The sequence below is a fragment of the Neptunomonas phycophila genome, assembly GCF_001922575.1.
In the GTDB taxonomy this organism is placed as follows: Bacteria; Pseudomonadota; Gammaproteobacteria; order Pseudomonadales; family Balneatricaceae; genus Neptunomonas; species Neptunomonas phycophila.
Map to the genome: position 1 here is coordinate 12,803 of NZ_MRCI01000005.1, position 21,558 is coordinate 34,360.

Below are 21,558 nucleotides of genomic sequence, written 5' to 3' on the forward strand. Positions count from 1 at the left end.
TATTAGTCGATTAACTCTATTCAGATGTCTATTGGCTACGAGTAGCTGATATGCCACTTACGCAATAGCCTCAGGCGGAGCGTCCAAAAACCGGACAAGAATCCCATACCGGAAGTGAATAGAAGGCGCGCATTGTACAGAAAATCAACAACCCAAGCTACCGCTTTTTACGAATAAATCAAAACATTGCTAAACAGCGCCCACAATCACTATATCAACCCCCGTTCAGCAAATGAAACAACCTCAGGATCACCAATCACCATGTGATCCAACACGCGCACATCCACCAACTGCAGCGCATTGACCAAACGCTCTGTTATATGTCGATCAGCCGCCGAAGGCTCGGCAATGCCCGATGGATGGTTATGCGTCAAAATAACGGCCGCTGCATTCACTTCCAAGGCTTTACGCACGACCTCTCGGGGATACACAGAAGCCGCATCTATGGTGCCAAAGAACATAGGCTCAAACCGAATGATTCGATGCTTATTATCCATAAACAGACACGCAAAAACCTCTTGACGATAATGGCGCATCTTCGCCGACAGAAACATCCGAACCGCAGAGGGGCTCTCCATCACATCTCCACGCTCTAGCGATGCCAACAGGTGACGGCGGCTCATTTCTAAAACAGCTTGTAATTGAGCATACTTCGCATTTCCTAAACCAGGCCCCTGACAAAAAGCCTCCTGGCTGCTCTCAAGCAACTCTCTAAGCCCGCCAAAGCGCTGGAGTAAATCTCTCGATAAATCAACAGCACTAGTGCCCTTAATACCTGTTCGCAAAAAAATGGCCAACAACTCTGCATCGGACAAAACCGCCGCGCCATGATGCAAGAGCTTTTCTCTCGGCCTTTCTAGCTCCGGCCAATCTGTAATTGCCATATCAACATCCCTTTATTTCGCTCTTTAGCTTCATGCTAAGCAACACAAAACTTATTCTACGAGCACAAGCTGACTATTAGCTGATCAGAACGACTACTCATATAAAGTACGACTTTATCGCCTTAACACCTACGCAACAAAATCGTGAGATGGTATCGTACACGCCTTTAGCATTGCAGCAGATTCGAGTGGTTCAAGGTATGCATAGACTTACTAACAAACAGGTCATTCTAGGTATTACAGGTGGGATTGCCGCTTACAAAAGCGCCGAACTAACACGCCACTTAAAAGCTGCTGGCGCGGATGTACGCGTTGTAATGACTCCCGCGGCTACCGAATTTATTACTCCCCTAACATTACAGGCCCTGTCTGGAAATCCGGTTCACACACAACTACTCGACCCGGAAGCGGAAGCCGGCATGGGGCATATAGAGTTAGCACGTTGGGCTGATATTATGGTTATAGCTCCCGCCAGTGCAGACTTTATGGCTCGCTTAGCTTCTGGCATGGGAAACGACCTGTTAACTACGCTGTGCTTAGCAACCGACGCCCCTATTTGCCTTGCCCCTGCTATGAATCAAGCCATGTGGCGATCAGCACAAACGCAACGCAACGCTGAGACACTATCCGCACAAGGCATTAAACTATGGGGGCCAGGCATTGGCGATCAAGCGTGCGGTGATACAGGGCCAGGGCGCATGCTGGAACCTCTCGATATTGCCGCGCGAACAGCCGCTAGTTTTGAAACAGGATCGCTAGCCGGCCTGCGGCTAACAATAACGGCAGGGCCAACCCGAGAACCGTTGGACCCTGTGCGATATATATCGAATCATAGCTCAGGGAAAATGGGCTTTTCGCTTGCGCAAGCCGCCGTTAGTGCAGGTGCTCACGTTACGTTAATCAGCGGGCCCGTCAACTTAGCGACTCCCGACCATGTAACACGCATAGATATCAACAGCGCTCAGGATATGCTTCAAGCCGCCGAATCCGACGCCGCCCAATGTGATATTTTTATCGCTTGCGCGGCTGTCGCTGATTATCGACCATCCGCTGTTGCAGAGCACAAGATCAAAAAAGGGAAAGAAGAGATCATGGAGCTTCACCTGATCAAGAACCCCGACATCGTAGCGACCATCGCTTCCAAAGTTAACGCTCCATTCACCGTTGGCTTTGCTGCTGAAACGCGAGACATAGTCAGTTATGCTCAAGACAAATTGGTTAGAAAGAAGCTAGATTTAATTATTGCGAATGATGTTTCCCGAACAGACATCGGCTTTAACAGTGATGACAATGCCGTCACTCTAGTCACTGCCGATCAGGTTACAGAACTCCCAATGATGCGTAAGCGTCAGCTTGCAACCTCATTAATTGACCATATTGCCCAACTTTATAAGGCCAACCGATGAACACTCTTCAAGTTAAAATTTTAGATCCTCGTATAGGCGATACGTTTCCGTTACCCACTTATGCGACCCCGGGCTCTGCTGGCATGGATTTACGAGCCTGCTTAGACGAAACATTAACATTAGCACCCGGACAAACGGAGCTTATTCCAACAGGCTTATCTATTCACATTGCCGACCCCTCACTGTGCGCCATGATTTTGCCCCGCTCTGGGCTAGGCCACAAACATGGCATCGTATTAGGCAATCTTGTCGGCCTTATCGATTCCGACTACCAAGGCCAACTTTTTGTTTCTTGCTGGAACCGCGGTCAAACGACCTTTTCGATGGCGCCTGGAGAACGGATAGCGCAGCTCGTTTTAGTACCGGTCGTGCAAGCTGAATTTGAAGTGGTCACCGAATTCAGCGACTCAGAGCGAGGCGACGGTGGATTTGGCTCTTCTGGCCTCTCTTAACAGCTCCTATTAACCGCAAATAGTCACATTTAACGAAAGCCCGAGCAAAAGGATGGCAAAGTGAGCTGCAATTTAGACAATATAGATGACACTCTATTTCGTGCTTATGATATTCGCGGCATTGTAGGAGAAAGTTTAACTGAAGCCGTTGCGTATCACTTAGGACGCGCCTTTGCTGCCCAAGCGAGAGCTCAAGCTATTCGCAATACCGCTGTAGGAGCTGATGGCCGCCTATCTAGCCCCGCCTTAAAAAAACAACTCATTCAAGGCCTACTCGAGGGTGGCCTTGATGTTACCGACATAGGCTATATTGCAACACCGGTGCTTTACTTTGCGGCCCATCACACCGACACAAAAACCGGCATCATGATTACCGGCAGCCATAACCCCAAAGCGTATAACGGGTTTAAAATGATGATGGCGGGCAACACGCTGGCTGAACAAGACATACAAGCACTTAAGTACCGCATGCTGGATAAAAACTACGATAGCGACTCCAGCAAACGGTTAGGTTCCTTACATTCTCACGATTTTCGCGCTCAATACCGCAAACGAATCTTGGACGATATCAGCTTACCTCGGCCACTCAAAGTAGTCATAGATTGCGGCAACGGGATCCTTGGAGAAACAGCCCCATACCTGCTTGAACAGCTTGGTTGCGAAGTTATCCCTCTGTATTGCGATGTAGACGGTAACTTTCCAAATCATCACCCCGACCCTAGTAAAGCCGACAATTTAGCTGAGTGCATCACTGCCGTTAAAACCCAACAAGCCGATGTAGGGCTCGCCTTCGATGGCGATGGTGATCGTGTTGGAGTGATTACTGCAGATGGCAGCATTATTGACGCTGACAGGCTCACCATGCTGTTTGCCGAGGATGTCCTCACCCGAAACCCTGGTGCAAAAATCCTCTTTGATGTGAAATGCTCTCGTCAGTTAGCCCACGTCATCACCCAAGCAGGCGGCGTTCCCACAATGTGGAAAACAGGTCATTCAATGCTCAAACGAAAAATGAAGGCTACTGGGGCATTGCTTGCTGGTGAGATGTCAGGGCACATTTTTTTCAAAGAGCGCTGGTTCGGTTTTGATGATGGGCTCTATGCTGCCGCCCGTTTACTAGAAATTTTAGCCTCCCAACCAGAACCTTTAGCATCTCTGTTTGCGCGTTATCCACAAGACATCAGCACACCAGAGTTGTCCGTCGAGGTTTCCGAAGCCTCAAAATTCGCTATTATCAAAGAGCTTCAGCAGCACGCCTTTCCTGAGGGCAGCAAAACACTGATCGATGGTTTACGAGTAGACTATGCTGATGGATGGGGCTTATGTCGAGCCTCAAATACCACACCGACGCTCGTACTTAGATTTGAAGCCGATAACGAAACAGCGTTAACCCGTATAAAAAACCAATTTCAGATACAATTACACGCCATAGACTCAACAATAAACATTCCTTGTGCGTGAATGCCAAAAGAGAGAATCACTATGCCACTTAACAGAGCTCAAGCCATGGCAACCGCTGAAGTACTCAGCGTAGCCGTTCCGTACATCCAACGCTTCGTGGGCAAAACTATCGTCATTAAATACGGCGGTAACGCCATGACCGATGACAAACTTAAAAATAGCTTTGCACGTGACATTGTCATGATGAAGCTCATTGGCTTGAACCCAGTAGTGGTTCACGGTGGCGGCCCACAAATTGGCGATTTACTCGACAAGCTCAAGATCGAATCACACTTTATTAACGGTATGCGTGTAACCGACTCTAAAACCATGGATGTAGTCGAAATGGTATTGGGCGGCATGGTCAATAAAGAAATTGTTGGGCTCATCAACACGAACGGCGGCAAAGCGATTGGCCTTACCGGTAAAGATGGCCAATTATTAATGGCGCGCAAATTACGAGTTAAACACAAGACCCCTGAAATGTCCGCCCCAGAGATTATTGATATTGGCCATGTAGGTGAAGTGGACTCGGTTAATACTGACGTGCTGGACATGTTAGCTGACTCTGATTTCATCCCCGTGATTGCACCTATCGGTGTCGGGCCTGACGGCGCCTCATACAACATCAATGCGGACTTAGTCGCCGGTAAAGTGGCCGAAGTACTCAAGGCGGAGAAACTAATTTTACTCACTAACATTGCGGGTCTGATGGACAAAGAGGGTAAAATTTTAACAGGGCTGTCTACGGAACAAGTCGACTCGCTAATTGAAGACGGAACTATTTATGGCGGCATGCTCCCTAAAATTGGCTGCGCTCTGGATGCTGTTAAATCAGGCGTAAACAGCGCACACATCATTGATGGCCGCGTAGAGCACTCGTGCATGCTAGAGATCTTCACTGATGAAGGCGTAGGCACGCTGATCACCAACCATTCTCTATAAGATATTGAGTGAGCATGAACGAAACGACCAAACTGTCACGACGTGAGCAAATTCTTCAAGCACTAGCCCAAATGCTAGAAGTTAACCCGGGACAACGCATTACAACCGCGGCCTTGGCTAAAGAAGTTGGCGTGTCTGAAGCCGCTTTGTATCGACATTTTCCAAGTAAAGCACGCATGTTTGAGGGGCTCATCGGTTTTATAGAAGAGACCGTATTCACACGCGTTAATATGATTACAAGCTCAGACAGTCCAGCAATACGCCAATGCGAGCAAATACTGACTCTAGTACTTGCCTTTGTTGAGCGCAACCCGGGGATGGCTCGTATTTTGACGGCCGACGCCCTAGCCGGTGAAACGGACAGGCTGCGTGGGCGTGTTAATCAGTTTTTTGAGCGTTTAGAAACGCAAATAAAACAGGTGCTTCGCGAAGCCGAACCTAAAGAAGGTTTGCGAACAGAAACCACGGTGGGCATCACCGCGAACTTAATGATTGCAGTTGTAGAAGGCCGTATTCGACAATTTGTACGCAGCGAGTTTCAGCGCCGCCCTACCGAAAACTGGCAAGACCAATGGCCAAGGCTTTCTGTAGGCTTATTCCGCAACGCAGAATAGCACCAAAACAAGCAAGCTATCACACGGCTTGCTTGTTTTATTCATTTCCTTGGCAATGATAGCCTTCTGTACTATCACACTCACTATGTTGTGTTTGAGCGAAACGACGTTGCTCATGCTGCATCATCAATAAGGCCGACACAGAAACCAGCTGCACCCCTGCTTCATCCAAAACAGGAATCGCCTCCGCTAAAAACTCAGTTGTAATGGGGTAAGGATGACCGATCATAATGGCTTGCCCATAGTGGCGTGCGATGCGGATAGCTTTAAAAAACTGTGATTGTAAAAACTCACGCGTTTGCTGGTGATCTAAGAAAATATCTCGCTTAAACGTAGGTACGCCCGTCGCTCTAGCCACTTCCCACGCTATACTTTTAGCGGTGGTGCGGCTATCAACAAAAAAGAGGTTTCTTTTTTTAGCCACCTGCATAACCCATCGCATTGGCTCCTCTTTTTGCGTTAACAGGCTGCCCATATGATTATTTAAACCAATCGCAAAAGGAATATCGTCCAAACTTCGGTTAAGCACGCGCTTGAACTCCTGCTCCCCTAATGCATCCGTTAACGCCCCAGGGCCTAGCCGAAAATGGTGTGTATTTGACATAGGCGCATGCAGCATTAGCTCCTTACCTCGCTGATGCGCAATGGTCGCTAATTCTTTTCCATGAGCGGAAAAAGGTAAAACGGCGTAGGTTACAGGCCCTGGCAAGTTAACGGCCGCTAGACCTTGCTCATAGCTGTTACCAATATCATCAATGATAATAACAACGCGCGGTTGGCGAACCGTGTCTGACTGCGCTTGTGCAACCGCCCACCCTACATGGAAGGTCACTCCCGATAAGCATATTATCGATGCCAACGACAACGCGCTGCGGCGAATACAAACCACTAAAGCCTGACGAAGCCTAGCGCCGAACACGACAAGGGCCTCGACAATACAGCGCGACCTGAGCACTGTGTTTAGCGGACAATACTCAGCGCCTTTAATAAGTTAAGTGCTTCATATAATTGATAATCGCGCTCTGCCAAGCCTTTGCTAGCCGCGGCAAGCTCTTCATCAACTACCTCGCCTTGACCATTCTCTAGGTGCCCGGTCAAATCACTTTCTTTAGGGAAACGGCTGACACCTAACGCTTTTAGTTCTGCCTCTTCCACTACTACGTCAGGAACGATTCCTTGCGCCTGTATAGAACGCCCACTTGGCGTAAAATAGCGAGCTGTTGTGAGTTTCAACGCACGGTTATCCGATAGCGGCAACACTGTTTGCACCGAGCCCTTACCAAAGCTGGTAGTTCCCATAATGACCGCACGTTTTTGATCTTGTAATGCACCGGCCACAATTTCAGAAGCCGAGGCTGATCCGCTGTTAATCAGCACTACAATGGGGACATCAGGCACTGCCATGGCTTTCGTCGCTGTAAACTTGGTATCGGCACTCGCAACGCGCCCTTCGGTGTAGACAATCATGCCCTCATCAACAAATGCATCAACCACTTCAACAGCAGCCTGCAGAACACCACCCGGGTTATTGCGTAAATCAAGCACAAGGCCCGTTAGTGGCTGCTCTTTTTGAAGCTTCTTGAGTGCTTTTTTCAAATCAGCACCGCTATTGCTCTGGAACTGCGTAATACGGACATAACCATAACCATCGCCCAACAAACGAGACTTAACGCTAGTCACTTTGATGATGTCACGTACGACCGTTATCTCAAGTGGCTTTTGCTCACCTTCACGGATAATGGTCAGTACGATCTTCGTGCCTGCTTCGCCACGCATACGGCTGATCGTTTCGTCAATACTGATATTTTGCAGGGACTCACCATCAATACGTGTAATTAAATCACCGGCTTTAACCCCTGCTTTTTTAGCAGGCGTATCGTCAATTGGGGTGATGACGCGAATAAACCCGTCTTCTTGTGAAATTTCGACACCGACACCACCAAACTCACCCGAGGTGTGCTCTTGCAGCTCTTCAAACGCATCTGGTTCTAGGTAGCCCGAATGCGGATCAAGCCCTGATATCATTCCACGAATGGCATCTTCAAGTACTTTGGCATCATCAACTGGCTCAACGTAAGCTTGCTTAATACGATCAAACACCTCGCTGAAGCGTCGCAGCTCTTCAAGCGGTAACGTTTTCGCTTCTTCAGCTTGGCTAGCTGCTTCTTGTGCATGGATCACAGGTGAAGCAATTAACCCTAAGGCCAACGCAGAAGATAACACTGTAGTATTCAATAGAGATCGATTAATCAAAGATCGACCAGCAACACCTGTGAAGCGCATAAAGTAAATTTCCTTAGTAGCTATCTGCTTAGACCCTAAGCAATAAACACATTATCCAGTTACGAACGGCCTAGTACTATTTAGAAGCGAGCCATGATCGAGGGTTAATGGCTTTTCCTTTGTATCGGATCGCAAAATAGAGCCCAGGTTCACTATAACCGCCACTTTGCCCAACCGTCGAAATCGCCTCGCCCTGAGAAACCCAATCGCCTGTCGTTTTCAACAGAGCATCGTTATGCCCATAGAGGCTCATGTAGCCATCTCCATGATCGAGAATGACCAACAACCCGTAGCCCCTCAGCCACTCTGAAAATACGACCCGTCCATGGTGAACAGCTTTCACCGACTGGCCCGCGCTACCTGATATCAGTAAGCCATCATAAGTCAGATTATCATAACTACTACCAAAGCTTCTGACTATCTTACCCGAGAGCGGCCAGCTTAACTTTCCACGCAATGTTTTAAACGCTTGGTTATTTTGCGTCAGGTTTGCTAACGACAACGACTTTTCGATATCAGCTAACAACTTAGCCAATCGCTTTTGATCCTGTTGCAGCTGGCTAAGCTTTGATTGACCTTGTTTTACACTTTTTTGCAAAGCACTCACTTGCTGTGCCCGCTCAGCTTTCAACGCTTGTTGCTCGGCCAGCTCTGCTTTTAACGATTCGCGGTTTGCCACAATCGACTGCTGCGTTGAATCAATAGCCTGGTGGGTGGATTGTAAGTCACGTAGCAAGGCCTGGTATTCCGTGATTTCATCCGCTTGAGCCTGAGTAAAGCGGTCATAGTAGCGCATCATGCGCGATAATTGCTCTGGGTCTCGCTGGTTCAACAACATGAACAAGCGCGGTTGATGGCCCAGACGATACTGCTGACGAATCAGCTGTTCTATGGAGGCTCGCCCCTTCTCAAGAGACTCTTCTAATGCTTGGCGCTTTTTTTGATAACTTTCTAAGTCAGTATTCAAACCGCCCAGCTGCTGATCCAGCTCATGGATACGTTTACCAATGCCACTAATTTTTTGCTCTGTCTCGGCAAGCTCCTTTGCCGCACGACTTTGACGCTGTCGATCCTTCTTGAGACGCTGCTCAACCCCTTTAATCTCTGACTTGAGCGCAGACAACTGCTTTTCTGTCGCTCTCTTATCATCAGCGGCATGTACCCAACACGGAAAAAGCAACAGTGTGAGCAGTGCAATAATAAAACGGGAATTCATAAAACTCAGTGGTAAAAAAGGCCGCTGATGCGGCCTATTGTATTTAGTTAATCTCAACAAGATTTTTGCCTGTCATCTCCGCTGGCTGCTCAACACCCATCAACGCTAATAAAGTGGGCGCTAAATCACACAAAGCACCATCTTTGAGTGTAACAGATGCTTTGCGTGGGCCGTCATAAATCAATGCAACCGGAAAGCTCGTATGAGCCGTGTGCGCCTGACCGGATTCCGGATCACGCATCATTTCCACATTACCATGGTCAGCCGTCACCAGTGTTTCACCACCCACTTCTGCCATCGCCTCAAGTACACGCGTAATACTTTGATCAACCGCCTCCACTGCTTTAACAGCGGCATCAAACACACCCGTATGGCCTACCATATCGCCGTTAGGGTAGTTACAAACAATTAAGTCATACTTGCCGCTTTTGATGGCCTCAACTAATTTATCAGTCATTTCTGGCGCGCTCATTTGCGGCTGTAAATCGTAAGTTGCCACAGAAGGTGAAGGAATTAAAATACGATCTTCACCCTCATACACCGCTTCCTGTCCTCCATTAAAGAAAAACGTAACGTGTGCATACTTTTCGGTTTCTGAAATACGTAACTGTGTTTTACCTAAGCTGGATAAATATTCACCAATATCATTTTTAATGGCGAAGGGTGGATAAGCGCACGACGCAGGCATTGATGCTGAATATTCCGTCATCATGACATAGTCCGCTAACGCTGGCTGAGCCTCGCGCTCGAAGCCATCAAAGCTATCGGTTTCAACAAATGCCCGGGTAATTTCTCGTGAACGGTCCGGACGAAAGTTAGCGCAGATAATAACGTCACCATCAGCAACCGTACCAACGGCTTGGCCATCGGCAGTAATCACAGTTGCACTAACAAACTCATCGTTTTCATCGCGTTCATAAGCGGCTTCTAAGGCTGCCACACCACTCGAGGCTGTGTACTCTGATTTAGCGAGCGTCATGGCATCATAAGCTTGCTGTACTCGATCCCAGCGATTGTCACGATCCATAGCAAAATAACGACCCACCACTGTCGCTACTGCACCTTTTCCTAGTGACTCAAACAGCGCATCGGCTTTAGCTAATGAGCTATTCGCCGAACGCGGCGGTGTATCACGGCCATCAGTAACCGCATGAAGATAAATGTTTTTAGCACCACGCTCTGACGCCATTTTAATAAGCGCAAAAATATGATCTTCGTGGCTATGAACCCCACCAGCGGACAACAAACCTATAACATGTACCGCTTTACCCGCGTTAATAGCTTTATCCATCGCGGCAGTTAACACGGCGTTCTGAACAAACTCGCCATCATCAATGGCTTTAGAGATACGGGTAAAGTTTTGGTAAACAATACGCCCTGCACCAATATTCGTGTGACCGACCTCCGAGTTACCCATCTGTCCATCAGGCAAACCAACCGCCAAGCCTGACGTAGCAATACGGGAATTAGGGTTGTTTGCTAATAACGCATCCCACGTAGGAGTATTAGCCACTTCTACAGCGGATGACGGGGTAGATTCAACACCAAAGCCATCTAGGATAAGTAAAGCTTTCGGGGTACGGATATCGCTCATTGGGATACAGGCCTTCAGAAAGTTTAAAGATTTCATTTTACTGTGAATCCAACCAATTGGCTAACCCTGTCAATTACCCCTTATAACCGTCAACTGAGCATTGTATAATTTCGCGCTCAATCATCGCTGCCACTTCTGGCTCAAGACCGTTTAGGATGCACAATGGAACAATTTATCGAATTTGCCACCAACAACCTAGTGCTCATCGCAGCGTGGGTAGCCACATTGGCTCTACTGCTTTGGACGGAAGGGCAAAAAGGTGGGCATGCCGTTTCTCCTGCTATTGCCACACAGATGATTAACAAAGAAGACGCTGTGGTTGTTGATATCAGAACCAAGAAAGAGTGGGACACCGGACACATCACGGGGGCAAAGCATATCCCGCTTGCCGACCTAGCCCGCCGGATAGAAGAATTAAACAAATACAAAACCAAACCAATTATTGTTGTTTGCAACATCGGCCAAACCGCAGGCAGTGCTAGCAAACAGCTAAAAGAGGCCGGTTTTGAGAACGTCAGTCGTCTACAAGGTGGTATCACCGAATGGAAAGGACAGAACTTACCTATCATTAAGAAGGGCAAATAATGTCTGTTACTATCTATAGCTCTGATTGGTGTCCGTTTTGTACTCGCGCCAAAATGCTGCTCGGCCATAAAAACGTCGACTTCACCGAAATCAATGTTGATAACAACCCTACCCAGCGCCAAGAAATGATGGAACGTTCAGGTCGTCGCACTGTACCCCAAATTTTTATTGGGGATACCCATGTGGGTGGCTGCGATGACCTTTTCGCACTGGAACAACAGGGCAAACTTGATACACTTTTGCATAAAAACCAATAAGGATCTGACATGTCTGAGAACGAACAAGCTGCTCAACAGCCAAAAGGCCCACAATTTGCTGTACAACGCCTTTACTTAAAAGACAGCTCTCTAGAAACGCCTAACAGCCCTCAGGTATTCACCAAGCAGTGGAAGCCAGAAGTTAATCTAGAAATGAACACGGCGACCAACCAACTGAGTGAAGAACATTTTGAAGTCGTTCTAACGCTCACGGTAACGGCTAAAAACGATGGCGACACTGCATTTTTGGTCGAAGTTCATCAAGGTGGGATTTTCTTAGTAGGTGGTATGTCTGATCAAGAGAAAGCTCACGCTTTAGGTGCTTTTTGTCCTAACGTACTTTTCCCATATGCGCGAGAAGCCGTCGACAATCTGGTCACAAAAGCCAGCTTCCCTCCATTGATGCTAGCGCCTGTTAATTTTGATGCTCTTTATGCACAAAAAATGCAGCGCGCAGCCGCCGAGCAAAACCAACCAACTGAAACACATTAAGTTTTAGTAGATGCGCCCTTGGGACAATGAACCTAAAGGCGCCCCGATAGTACAGACCTATCGTCTGTGCTATCGATTTATCCTTTCAGGTAAACTTCAGCAATACTCTTTACTCACCTAACGTATACGCCTTATTCGGCCGCTTTATCATCAGAAGACATAGAGCTATCGGCATAATGCTTTTCAGAGTCAGTCTTTTTACGAACCCAACGTACTAGATCAGTCCACATTCGGCTAATATCGGCATTAGTCGGCATTATGCCCGCGTGAGGTAACTCTATTGTCATGACGGGTATACGTTTCACAAACCAAGCATAATTTCCTAATGAGCCAGGATAAGTACCTAGCTGACGCAGATAGAGCGGTCCTAATTTACTCGGCGGCTTTAAACTATCGCCATCAAAGTCCACTATCCCATGCGGGGCATGCACTGAGATAATAACCGTAGGTTCATATTCATCTATAAGTTGACGAATCATTTGTGTTTCAGGCTCGCTCAGAGGTGCTTTGCCGGGGTAATAACGTGCACGTTTTTTTGCCCGCTCTTGCCAATGTTTAAGCGGCTCAGGAAAACCGTCAGCCGGTTCAAAATTGCGATTCAAGTCAACCTCATTCGCATTAACTCGCGACGAACGTTTTTGCAGCAATCCATCGGGGTTAGCCAACGGCAAGAAGTGCCAATCAAATGCACCGCTGTGGTGTTTTAATAAAGTAGATAGCCATTTAAAAGTAACACTGACGCTAGAGTATTCATCACCGTGAATACCCCCGATAAACAAGATTTTAGGCGCCCCCTCATGAGCGGCGGGGAAATGCTTCTCGACAATAGGCAAACCATCTACCGAATAAAACCGCGGGGTTGCAAAGCCAATTGCTAAGCACTCTTTCGTTGATACACTCGACAGCTTTTTGCCTACTTTATGGCACAAATCATCGACAGCAGGATCGGCTTTCACATTAATAAATTCAGGCGTTCGCGTGGTTGCAAACAACACTTGCGAAAACGCCATGAGACCAATAAATACTATTCGTAACATCACACATCAATACCTTAGAAGCTGTCGCTGAAGTCTAGCGTGTCTTCTAAAAAAGGCTATAAAAAAACCGGCTTAAACGCCGGTTTCTTAAATTATCGAGGCAAGCACTACCGATTAGACGATAACATTTTGCGAATATCTCGATTTAGCGGCAAGCGGAAGTCATAAGATGACAATACACGGCTATCGTTAACACTAACCAAACGAGCATTAACATAGACGTACTCACCACCTACAGCATACGTACCAACCAACACCGCTTGAGCGTCATGCTCAGCACTGACATGACGAAGCTCACGTGACAACATGAACTCACCTACTCGTGGCTCCATATACAAGCTATTGCGCAAGCGAATTTCAATGACGTTAAAGCCACCGCCTACCAAATCGCCAGCAACCGTATCACCGATTAAGCGACCAAAAGTCGATGACTCTTGCAGGTTATCAATATTAGCGAAGCTTGTTGATAAAATTGCTTTTTGCTTGTTAATGGGTACAACCGCATTCTTCACCAAGATCTGCGTAGCATCGCCAACTTCTTCAACCAAGTCGACTTTCTGATCTGATACTCGGGCGGCTTTGTTTGACGCGCAACCCGTGAGTAAGACGCCAACAACTAACAGCGCCGATATGCCTTTCCAATTAACCATCTTCATCAACCTACTCCTTAACGATCTGTCACACGAATGGTACGCGTCGTTTTAGCCGGTGCTGCATACTGAGCCTTATCACCGGAGTTGATGTAATAGATATTGGTAGATGAATGCAATAAACGACCACCTTCTGATACGCGCGTCGTAATGGCTATTTCCGTATCACTTTCATCTACTAAATTACCGGCCAAGGCGTCTGCAACCAATGCGAAAGGCAACGCTACTAAACCTGGTTCCGTCCAGTCAGCCGCCAAAGAAAGCACCCCTATACCTGCTGCAAGCGCGGTATAAGTACCTTCAGGTTGGCGAATATGGCCTTGGTCTTTATGCTCCACCAAGCTCACATCATAGGTGATTTCAGCCGCTGTTGTTGGCGTTAGCATCACTGTTGCGCCGTCCTGCACCAACTCACTTGTCAGCATTTCACGGAACGTTTTATCAAAAACCGTGTCAGTGTTACCAGGTACGACATAGACTGGCTGGTCTTTTAGCTGATGTATTATGCCTTTTGCTTCATAGTCAGCCAGTACTTGCCAGTGATGCATGGCTTGCATCTTCTTCTGTTCAGTAAGGGGATATGATTGTGCAATAGGGGCTTGAGTTGTTTTAGCATAGAAGCATCCCTGTAACGACAGAGTCATTGCTCCAAGCAAGAAAGCTTTTTTGATCATCAGCGTGTCCTTTGAAAAGATCCATTTATGGCAATATGTTAAGCGATTTAAGCGCTAAGGTACATGCTATCGCTGCACTCAGCCTGAACAGCCTTTATAACCTAACTGTCGCCATGCTTCATAAACCACGATCGCGCATGCATTCGATAGATTTAAACTACGACTATCCGCTCCCATCGGCAACTTAATTAATTGCTCTTTAGGTAAACTTTCGCGGACTTCAACCGGCAAACCTCGAGTTTCAGGGCCCAACAAAATGACATCCCCTTCAGCAAAGGGCGCATCACTATGGAAACACGTGCCTTTTGTTGTCATTGCCCAGACTTTAGGCTGCCCAAGGGCGGCCAAACAATCCTCTAATGAGTCATGTACTTTCAAGGCAGCAAACTCGTGATAATCAAGCCCTGCTCGCCGTAGCTTTTTATCATCTAGCGCAAACCCAAGCGGTTTAATCAAGTGTAGTTGAAAGCCGGTATTTGCGCACAGGCGAATAATATTACCTGTGTTTGGTGGTATTTCTGGTTCGTATAAAACTACATTCAGCATATATAAGCCCATCTATTAAAAGCGAGCGTATTATACCCTGATAATAGTAGAAGAAGGATAAGTGCTGTTGGACGCTTAATCGTCCTCAGCACTTTCTATTGCCATATTGAGTTCTTTAATTTTACGCGTCAGGGTATTACGCCCCCAACCCAGCAGCTCCGCTGCATCCCGTCGTCGGCCAGCCGTGTGCGTTAACGCCGTTTCAATCATGATTTTTTCAAAAGAAGGGACCGCCGAATCCAAGATACTTTTGTGGCCTGCCGCTAATTGCTGGTCTGCCCAATTACGAAGCGCATGTTCCCAATTTGAAGTCGTGACCTCTGCCTTACCCTGCTGCTCAACCAATTCAGGAGGCATATCGGATACTAACACCTCACGTCCTGACGCCATCACAGTCAGCCAACGGCATGTATTCTCGAGCTGACGAACATTACCAGGCCATGCAAGATCACACATAAACTCTTCGGTTTCTACTTTCAGCACTTTAGGCTCTACATTGAGCTCTTCGGCCGAGCGCTGTAAAAAATGACGCGCTAATCGTGCTATATCTTCTCGACGCTCAGACAACGTGGGTATATGAATACGAATGACATTGAGGCGATGGAATAAATCTTCTCGGAAGCGCCCCTGTTGCACTAAGCCTTCTAGGTTCTGGTGCGTAGCGGCAATAATACGAACATCCACCTTAACCGGAGTATGACCACCCACTCGATAGAACTCACCGTCGGCTAGCACTCGCAGCAAACGTGTTTGTGTTTCAGCAGGCATGTCACCTATTTCATCTAGAAACAGTGTGCCGCCATCGGCTTGCTCAAAGCGCCCTCTACGTGCAGATGCAGCGCCGGTAAACGCTCCCTTCTCATGTCCAAAAAGCTCTGACTCTATAAGATCTTTAGGAATAGCCGCCATGTTTAGCGGAATAAATGACTGCGAAGAGCGCGGGCTATGCTTATGCAATGCATGAGCAACCAACTCTTTACCCGTACCCGATTCACCATTAATCAGCACAGTAATATTTGAGTGAGATAAGCGCCCTATCGCACGAAACACTTCCTGCATGGCAGGCGCCTCACCAATAATTTCAGCCGTATCGACCTCAGCATCGGTGACAATTTCGCTACGCTGTTCGACAGCATGCTCAACAGCGCGTTTGACTAACGCAACCGCCTCATCAATATCGAATGGCTTTGGCAAGTATTCGAAAGCGCCCCCTTGATACGAGGCAACAGCACTATCGAGATCCGAATGCGCCGTCATAATAATGATTGGCATATCAGCATGCGTTTCTCGAATGATATTCAGCATTTCCAAACCATCCATACCCGGCATGCGAATATCACTAATCACCGCATCGGGTGCACCGTGTTTCAGCTGCTTCAACACCTCATCGGCACTTTCAAACGTCCGGATCTCAAGACCCACCTGATCAAGAGCACGCTCTAAAACCCAGCGAATTGATCGGTCATCATCTACAATCCATACATTACCGGACATCTTCATTTCTTAACTCCAATGGGATATACAACGAAAAGCGGGTGCGCCCAGGCTCACTGGAACACTCAATCAAACCATGGTGTTGATTGACTATAGACTGAGCAATTGACAAGCCCAGCCCTGAGCCTTCAGCCCGACCGCTAATCATAGGATAAAAAACATTATTCAACATTTCAGCCGGTATACCTGGACCGTTATCAATAATGTCTAAACAACAAACCAAACGATGTCGTTCGGACCCTAAGGTCACCTGCCGTTTAGCCCTTGTTTTTAACGTTATACAGGCATCTGGTGTATGGCTCTCTTGCAATGCTTGCATCGCATTACGGATGATATTTAGGTTAGCTTGGATCAGCTGCTCGGTGTCGCCGATAAACTCAGGAATACTCGGATCATAATCTTTAACAAAATGGATCTGACCTTCGCACTCCACATCAACCAAAGTACAAACGCGCTCTAAAACAGCATGAATATTTACCGGCTCAAGCTTCGGTAACTTATGTGGCCCCAAAAGGCGGTCGACTAGGTTTCTTAACCTATCAGCCTCTTCAATGATAATTTGTGTGTACTCGTGCAGACCAACATCATCCAGCTCTCGTTCCAATAACTGCGCTGCGCCTCGAATACCACCCAATGGGTTTTTAATTTCATGCGCCATGCCTCGCACGAGGTTTCGCGTAGTTGCGTGACGTGTAAGCAATTCTTCTTCGCGCTCAATACGTAATAGACGATCCCTCGCCTGAATTTCTATGAGCAAAAAAGTTACGTCTCGAACCAGCATGGGGTTAACACTGTAATCGACCGTAATTTCATTGCCATTCATGGCAATTAACTTGGCCTCTCGGCGTGTATAAGCGTGGCCTGAAGTAACGGTGGACTTTAATACATTAATTTCGTCCGGATCTTGCGTCAGCCACTCTTCTACATTGCATGTGCTCAAACGCTTAGCCGTTGCTTCTAGCAACATCTCGGCGGCAGGGTTCATGTACTCTATTTGCAGACTCTCATCCAACAGAATGACACTGGTCGATAAGTTCTCCAAAATTTGCTTATGGGTTTGCTTCCTGAACATCCTCGTAACCGCCTAAATTTTTTAATTTAAAATGCAAGAAGAAAGCCAATTCATAAATTTCGCACTGAATTACCTGAACAGCCCGCCGACTGTGACTTATCTACCCATTAACAGACTAGCATGCACCGCAACCTTGCGCCATTTTGGTGCAACCACCAATTCTGCAACTACGTAAACTAAATCACTGATTAGCGGACAAAAAAAAGCCCCCAATAAGGAGGCTTTTCTATCTAGCGCACTGTTTTATACAGAGTAGTACAAGTCGTACTCAACTGGGTGAGTTACTGTGCTTACTTTTAGTGCTTCTTCTGTTTTCAGTTCGATATAAGCATCGATCATGTCATCAGTGAATACACCGCCTTTAGTCAAGAACTCGCGGTCTGCATCCAATGCAGCCAACGCTTCTTCTAAAGAACTACAAACCTGAGGGATCTTAGCCGCTTCTTCAGCTGGTAGATCATACAAGTCTTTATCAGCAGCATCGCCAGGGTGGATTTTGTTCTGAATACCGTCAAGACCCGCCATCATCAAGGCAGCGAAGCACAGGTATGGGTTAGCAATTGGGTCAGGGAAACGCGTTTCGATACGACGAGCTTTATCGCTAGTAACGTAAGGAATACGGATAGAAGCAGAACGGTTACGAGCAGAATAAGCCAACATAACAGGTGCTTCAAAACCTGGAACCAAACGCTTGTAAGAGTTTGTACCCGGGTTAGTGATCGCATTCAGTGCTTTAGCGTGCTTGATGATACCACCAATGTAGAACAACGCTGTTTCACTCATACCCGCATACACATCACCAGCAAAGATGTTTTTGCCATCTTTAGTCAATGACTGGTGAACGTGCATACCAGAACCGTTATCACCTACGATAGGCTTAGGCATGAACGTCGCTGTTTTGCCGTAAGCGTGAGCAACATTATGTACGCAGTATTTAAGAACCTGAACTTCGTCAGCTTTCTTAACCAATGTGTTTGCACCAGCACCGATCTCACACTGACCAGCTGTTGCAACTTCATGGTGATGAACTTCAACGTCTAAGCCCATTGCTGTCATTGCGTTACACATATTTGCACGCAAGTCATGCAAAGAATCAACAGGTGGTACTGGGAAGTAACCGCCTTTAACACGTGGACGGTGACCCGTGTTACCGCCTTCGAACTTGCTGTTAGAAGACCATGCTGCTTCTTCAGAAGACACTTTATAGCCGCAACCGCTCATATCTGAGTGGAAATGCACTTCATCAAAAACGAAGAATTCTGGTTCTGGACCAAAGAAAGCAGTATCGGCGATACCTGTAGACTTTAAGTATTCTTCAGCACGGTTTGCAACAGAGCGAGGGTCACGCTCGTAACCTTGTCCAGTCATTGGCTCAACAATGTTACAACGCACGATAACCGTTGACTCTTCAGCGAAGGGATCAAGTACTGAAGCAGCGTCGTCTGGCTGCAAAATCATGTCAGATTCGTTGATACCTTTCCATCCAGAGATAGAAGAACCATCGAACATTTTACCTTCTTCAAAGAAGTCGTCACCCATCTGCGTAACAGGAATAGTAACGTGCTGTTCTTTACCTTGGGTATCTGTGAATCGCATATCGATCCACTTAACATCATTTTCTTCGATTAACTTCAGAGTCTTCTCTGACATGTGGCTCTCTCCAATTTAGAATTTGCCAGACGCGTTTACGTAAAAACAGGTCCTAAAAATCGGCTTTTTTGCCGGTTGCTTTTAGGCAGCAAACTTCATGCCACACTCAACCCCCTTTAAAACAGGCATTAAGCGCACCCTTTTGACCATCAAACGCACCAAAAACAAACAAAACACATATTAAAGCACCAAAAAGATGCATAATGGCTTTTTAACGCCTTATAAAGGGTCATCAGCATCTTACTCTAACCTAAAAAAAAGTGCTTCCTTAAAAAACCTTTTTAATTGGTCAATTATTCAGCATCCCACTCGCAATTTACGTGTATAATGCGCGCTTTATTTTTAAATATAATCTGGGTACATCCACGTGATTGATAAGCTGAGAAACATCGCCATCATTGCTCACGTTGACCATGGTAAAACGACTTTGGTTGACAAACTTTTGCAGCAATCGGGCACCCTGGGCCGTCGTGATGAAGGCACTGAACGCATCATGGACTCCAATGACCAGGAGAAAGAACGCGGCATTACCATTTTGGCAAAAAACACAGCCATCGAATGGAATGACTATCACATCAATATCGTGGATACTCCAGGGCATGCCGATTTTGGTGGCGAAGTAGAGCGCGTATTGTCGATGGTAGACTGCGTATGTCTATTAGTTGATGCTGTTGACGGCCCTATGCCGCAAACGCGCTTTGTAACGCAAAAAGCATTCGATCAGGGCCTTCGCCCGATCGTTGTTGTTAACAAGGTTGACCGTCCAGGCGCAAACCCTGACCGTGCCGTCGACTTAGTATTCGACCTATTCGACTCATTAGGCGCAACAGATGAGCAGCTCGACTTCCCTATCATTTATGCGTCTGCGTTAAATGGTATTGCAGGTTTAGAGCACGACAACCTTGCTGAAGACATGACTCCTCTGTTTGAAGCTATCGTTGAGCACGTTAATCCCCCAGAAGTAGACGTTGATGGTCCGCTGCAAATGCAAATTTCTGCATTAGACTATAACAGCTACGTGGGTGTTATCGGTGTCGGCCGTATCAAGCGTGGTACTGCTAAAATTAACCAACAAGTTAAAGTAATCAGCGCTGACGGTTCTGTGCGCAGCGGTAAGCTTCAAAAGATCATGGGGTACTTAGGCCTTGATCGCGTTGATGTTACCTCGGCTCAGGCTGGCGATATCGTTTGTATTACGGGTATTGACGAGCTCAACATTTCTGACACTATCTGTGACCCAGAAAAAGTAGAAGCATTACCAGCCCTATCGGTTGACGAGCCAACGGTATCGATGACGTTCCAAGTAAACGATTCTCCGTTTGCTGGCCAAGACGGTAAGTTCGTTACCAGTCGTAACATCAAAGACCGCTTAGACCGCGAATTGATCCACAACGTTGCTTTGCGTGTAGCCGAAGGCGATACACCGGATAAGTTCCGCGTATCAGGCCGTGGTGAGCTACATCTTTCTGTTTTAATCGAAACCATGCGTCGCGAAGGTTTTGAGCTAGGTGTTTCTCGTCCAGAAGTTATTCAACGTGAAGTCGATGGCCAAACACAAGAGCCATACGAGATCGTAATGATCGATGTTGAAGACCAGCACCAAGGCAGCATCATCGAAGAGATGGGCAAGCGTAAAGGTGACATGACAAATATGGAAGTGGACAGCTCTGGCCGTATCCGCTTAACGTTCATGATCCCATCACGCGGTTTGATTGGCTTCCGTAGCCAATTCCTAACCATGACATCAGGTACGGGTATCATGACTTCTATCTTTGACCATTATGGTCCGGTTAAAGAAGGTGAAGTCATCTATCGTAGCAACGGTGTTCTTGTTTCTATGGTGACAGGTAAAGCACTGGGTTACTCATTATGGAACCTACAAGAGCGCGGACGTTTGTGCGTCGTTCCTAACGTAGATGTTTACGAGGGTATGATCCTTGGTATCCATAGCCGTAACAACGATCTAGCTGTTAACCCTATCAAAGGTAAGCAGTTAACCAACGTACGTGCATCTGGTACCGATGAGAACATTCAGCTTACGCCAGCTATCCGTTTTACACTGGAACAAGCGTTAGACTTTATTGAAGACGACGAGCTGGTTGAAGTTACACCTAACCACATCCGCCTTCGTAAAAAGTACCTAACTGAAAACGAGCGTAAACGTAAAGGTCGCAGCGCTAAGTAATAGCGTCTAATACGACTGTTGTAATATTAAAGGTGGCTTAGGCCACCTTTTTTTGTCTCTAGCGTTTCTATCTATGAAATGC

At 47.0% G+C, this 21,558-nt stretch carries 21 protein-coding genes; 9 read left to right on the top strand and 12 right to left on the bottom strand.

Annotation, left to right across the window (positions count from 1 at the left end; all coding sequences use genetic code 11):
• Positions 1 to 209: 209 nt before the first annotated feature.
• Complete coding sequence (gene radC, locus BS617_RS17115) at positions 210 to 884, bottom strand: RadC family protein (RefSeq protein ID WP_075174224.1); 675 nt, start codon at positions 882 to 884, stop codon at positions 210 to 212.
• 200 nt (positions 885 to 1,084) lie between these two features.
• On the opposite strand from radC, the gene coaBC reads away from it, so the two are divergent.
• Genes coaBC through slmA form a run of 5 tightly spaced genes read left to right on the top strand, consistent with a single transcriptional unit; the run spans position 1,085 to position 5,741 of the window.
• Positions 1,085 to 2,290 (top strand): bifunctional phosphopantothenoylcysteine decarboxylase/phosphopantothenate--cysteine ligase CoaBC, encoded by a 1,206-nt coding sequence (gene coaBC, locus BS617_RS17120; protein ID WP_075174260.1) that lies wholly within the window; start codon positions 1,085 to 1,087, stop codon positions 2,288 to 2,290.
• Positions 2,287 to 2,742 carry a dUTP diphosphatase gene (dut, locus tag BS617_RS17125; RefSeq protein ID WP_075174225.1) on the top strand — a complete coding sequence of 152 codons (456 nt, stop codon included), beginning with the start codon at positions 2,287 to 2,289 and terminating at the stop codon, positions 2,740 to 2,742. Before coaBC ends, dut begins: the two co-directional genes overlap by 4 nt.
• A gap of 60 nt (positions 2,743 to 2,802) precedes the next feature.
• A complete protein-coding gene (locus BS617_RS17130; protein ID WP_075174226.1) occupies positions 2,803 to 4,203 on the top strand; it encodes a phosphomannomutase/phosphoglucomutase in 1,401 nt (466 codons plus the stop codon).
• A gap of 21 nt (positions 4,204 to 4,224) precedes the next feature.
• Positions 4,225 to 5,127 carry an acetylglutamate kinase gene (gene argB / locus BS617_RS17135; RefSeq protein WP_075174227.1) on the top strand — a complete coding sequence of 301 codons (903 nt, stop codon included), beginning with the start codon at positions 4,225 to 4,227 and terminating at the stop codon, positions 5,125 to 5,127.
• Positions 5,128 to 5,141: 14 nt separating this feature from the next.
• Positions 5,142 to 5,741 carry a nucleoid occlusion factor SlmA gene (slmA, locus tag BS617_RS17140; protein WP_075174228.1) on the top strand — a complete coding sequence of 200 codons (600 nt, stop codon included), beginning with the start codon at positions 5,142 to 5,144 and terminating at the stop codon, positions 5,739 to 5,741.
• Between the two features lie 37 nt (positions 5,742 to 5,778).
• Here slmA and BS617_RS17145 read toward each other — a convergent pair whose 3' ends face one another.
• The 4 genes from BS617_RS17145 to gpmI form a co-directional block, all read right to left on the bottom strand.
• On the bottom strand, positions 5,779 to 6,660 hold the full coding sequence (locus BS617_RS17145) for a divergent polysaccharide deacetylase family protein (RefSeq protein WP_170870378.1): 882 nt from the start codon (positions 6,658 to 6,660) through the stop codon (positions 5,779 to 5,781).
• A 41-nt stretch (positions 6,661 to 6,701) separates the two neighbouring features.
• Entirely contained in the window at positions 6,702 to 8,024 is a 1,323-nt protein-coding gene (locus tag BS617_RS17150) for a S41 family peptidase (protein WP_075174229.1), read from the bottom strand.
• Positions 8,025 to 8,100: 76 nt separating this feature from the next.
• Positions 8,101 to 9,240 carry a murein hydrolase activator EnvC family protein gene (locus BS617_RS17155; RefSeq protein ID WP_075174230.1) on the bottom strand — a complete coding sequence of 380 codons (1,140 nt, stop codon included), beginning with the start codon at positions 9,238 to 9,240 and terminating at the stop codon, positions 8,101 to 8,103.
• Between the two features lie 43 nt (positions 9,241 to 9,283).
• The gene (gpmI, locus tag BS617_RS17160; protein WP_075174231.1) at positions 9,284 to 10,834 is read right to left on the bottom strand and encodes a 2,3-bisphosphoglycerate-independent phosphoglycerate mutase; all 1,551 of its coding nucleotides are present in this window, start codon (positions 10,832 to 10,834) and stop codon (positions 9,284 to 9,286) included.
• 162 nt (positions 10,835 to 10,996) lie between these two features.
• On the opposite strand from gpmI, the gene BS617_RS17165 reads away from it, so the two are divergent.
• From BS617_RS17165 to secB, 3 genes are read left to right on the top strand one after another with little or no spacing between them, the layout of a single operon-like run.
• Positions 10,997 to 11,419, top strand: coding sequence for a rhodanese-like domain-containing protein (locus tag BS617_RS17165; protein WP_075174232.1), 423 nt, complete (start codon positions 10,997 to 10,999; stop codon positions 11,417 to 11,419).
• Positions 11,416 to 11,676, top strand: coding sequence for a glutaredoxin 3 (grxC, locus tag BS617_RS17170; RefSeq protein WP_139303241.1), 261 nt, complete (start codon positions 11,416 to 11,418; stop codon positions 11,674 to 11,676). The genes BS617_RS17165 and grxC overlap by 4 nt, the downstream gene beginning before the upstream one ends.
• Before the next feature lie 9 nt (positions 11,677 to 11,685).
• Complete coding sequence (gene secB / locus BS617_RS17175) at positions 11,686 to 12,168, top strand: protein-export chaperone SecB (protein ID WP_075174234.1); 483 nt, start codon at positions 11,686 to 11,688, stop codon at positions 12,166 to 12,168.
• Between the two features lie 131 nt (positions 12,169 to 12,299).
• On the opposite strand, the gene BS617_RS17180 is transcribed toward secB, so the two are convergent.
• The 7 genes from BS617_RS17180 to glnA all read right to left on the bottom strand — a co-directional run bounded on the left by BS617_RS17180 (position 12,300) and on the right by glnA (position 19,291).
• Positions 12,300 to 13,205 (bottom strand): M14 family zinc carboxypeptidase, encoded by a 906-nt coding sequence (locus BS617_RS17180; protein WP_083610187.1) that lies wholly within the window; start codon positions 13,203 to 13,205, stop codon positions 12,300 to 12,302.
• Between the two features lie 107 nt (positions 13,206 to 13,312).
• Positions 13,313 to 13,861, bottom strand: coding sequence for a FlgO family outer membrane protein (locus tag BS617_RS17185; RefSeq protein ID WP_075174235.1), 549 nt, complete (start codon positions 13,859 to 13,861; stop codon positions 13,313 to 13,315).
• An 11-nt stretch (positions 13,862 to 13,872) separates the two neighbouring features.
• A complete protein-coding gene (locus BS617_RS17190; RefSeq protein ID WP_075174236.1) occupies positions 13,873 to 14,529 on the bottom strand; it encodes a hypothetical protein in 657 nt (218 codons plus the stop codon).
• A 78-nt stretch (positions 14,530 to 14,607) separates the two neighbouring features.
• Positions 14,608 to 15,075, bottom strand: a complete 468-nt coding sequence (gene trmL / locus BS617_RS17195; RefSeq protein WP_075174263.1) for a tRNA (uridine(34)/cytosine(34)/5-carboxymethylaminomethyluridine(34)-2'-O)-methyltransferase TrmL — start codon at positions 15,073 to 15,075, stop codon at positions 14,608 to 14,610.
• 75 nt (positions 15,076 to 15,150) lie between these two features.
• Positions 15,151 to 16,575: a nitrogen regulation protein NR(I) gene (gene glnG / locus BS617_RS17200; RefSeq protein WP_075174237.1), complete on the bottom strand. Its 1,425-nt coding sequence runs from the start codon at positions 16,573 to 16,575 to the stop codon at positions 15,151 to 15,153.
• Positions 16,559 to 17,641 carry a nitrogen regulation protein NR(II) gene (glnL, locus tag BS617_RS17205; RefSeq protein WP_075174238.1) on the bottom strand — a complete coding sequence of 361 codons (1,083 nt, stop codon included), beginning with the start codon at positions 17,639 to 17,641 and terminating at the stop codon, positions 16,559 to 16,561. Before glnL ends, glnG begins: the two co-directional genes overlap by 17 nt.
• A 243-nt stretch (positions 17,642 to 17,884) precedes the next feature.
• Positions 17,885 to 19,291: a glutamate--ammonia ligase gene (glnA, locus tag BS617_RS17210; protein WP_075174239.1), complete on the bottom strand. Its 1,407-nt coding sequence runs from the start codon at positions 19,289 to 19,291 to the stop codon at positions 17,885 to 17,887.
• 367 nt (positions 19,292 to 19,658) lie between these two features.
• On the opposite strand from glnA, the gene typA reads away from it, so the two are divergent.
• The gene (gene typA / locus BS617_RS17215) at positions 19,659 to 21,476 is read left to right on the top strand and encodes a translational GTPase TypA (RefSeq protein WP_075174240.1); all 1,818 of its coding nucleotides are present in this window, start codon (positions 19,659 to 19,661) and stop codon (positions 21,474 to 21,476) included.
• Positions 21,477 to 21,558: the final 82 nt, after the last annotated feature.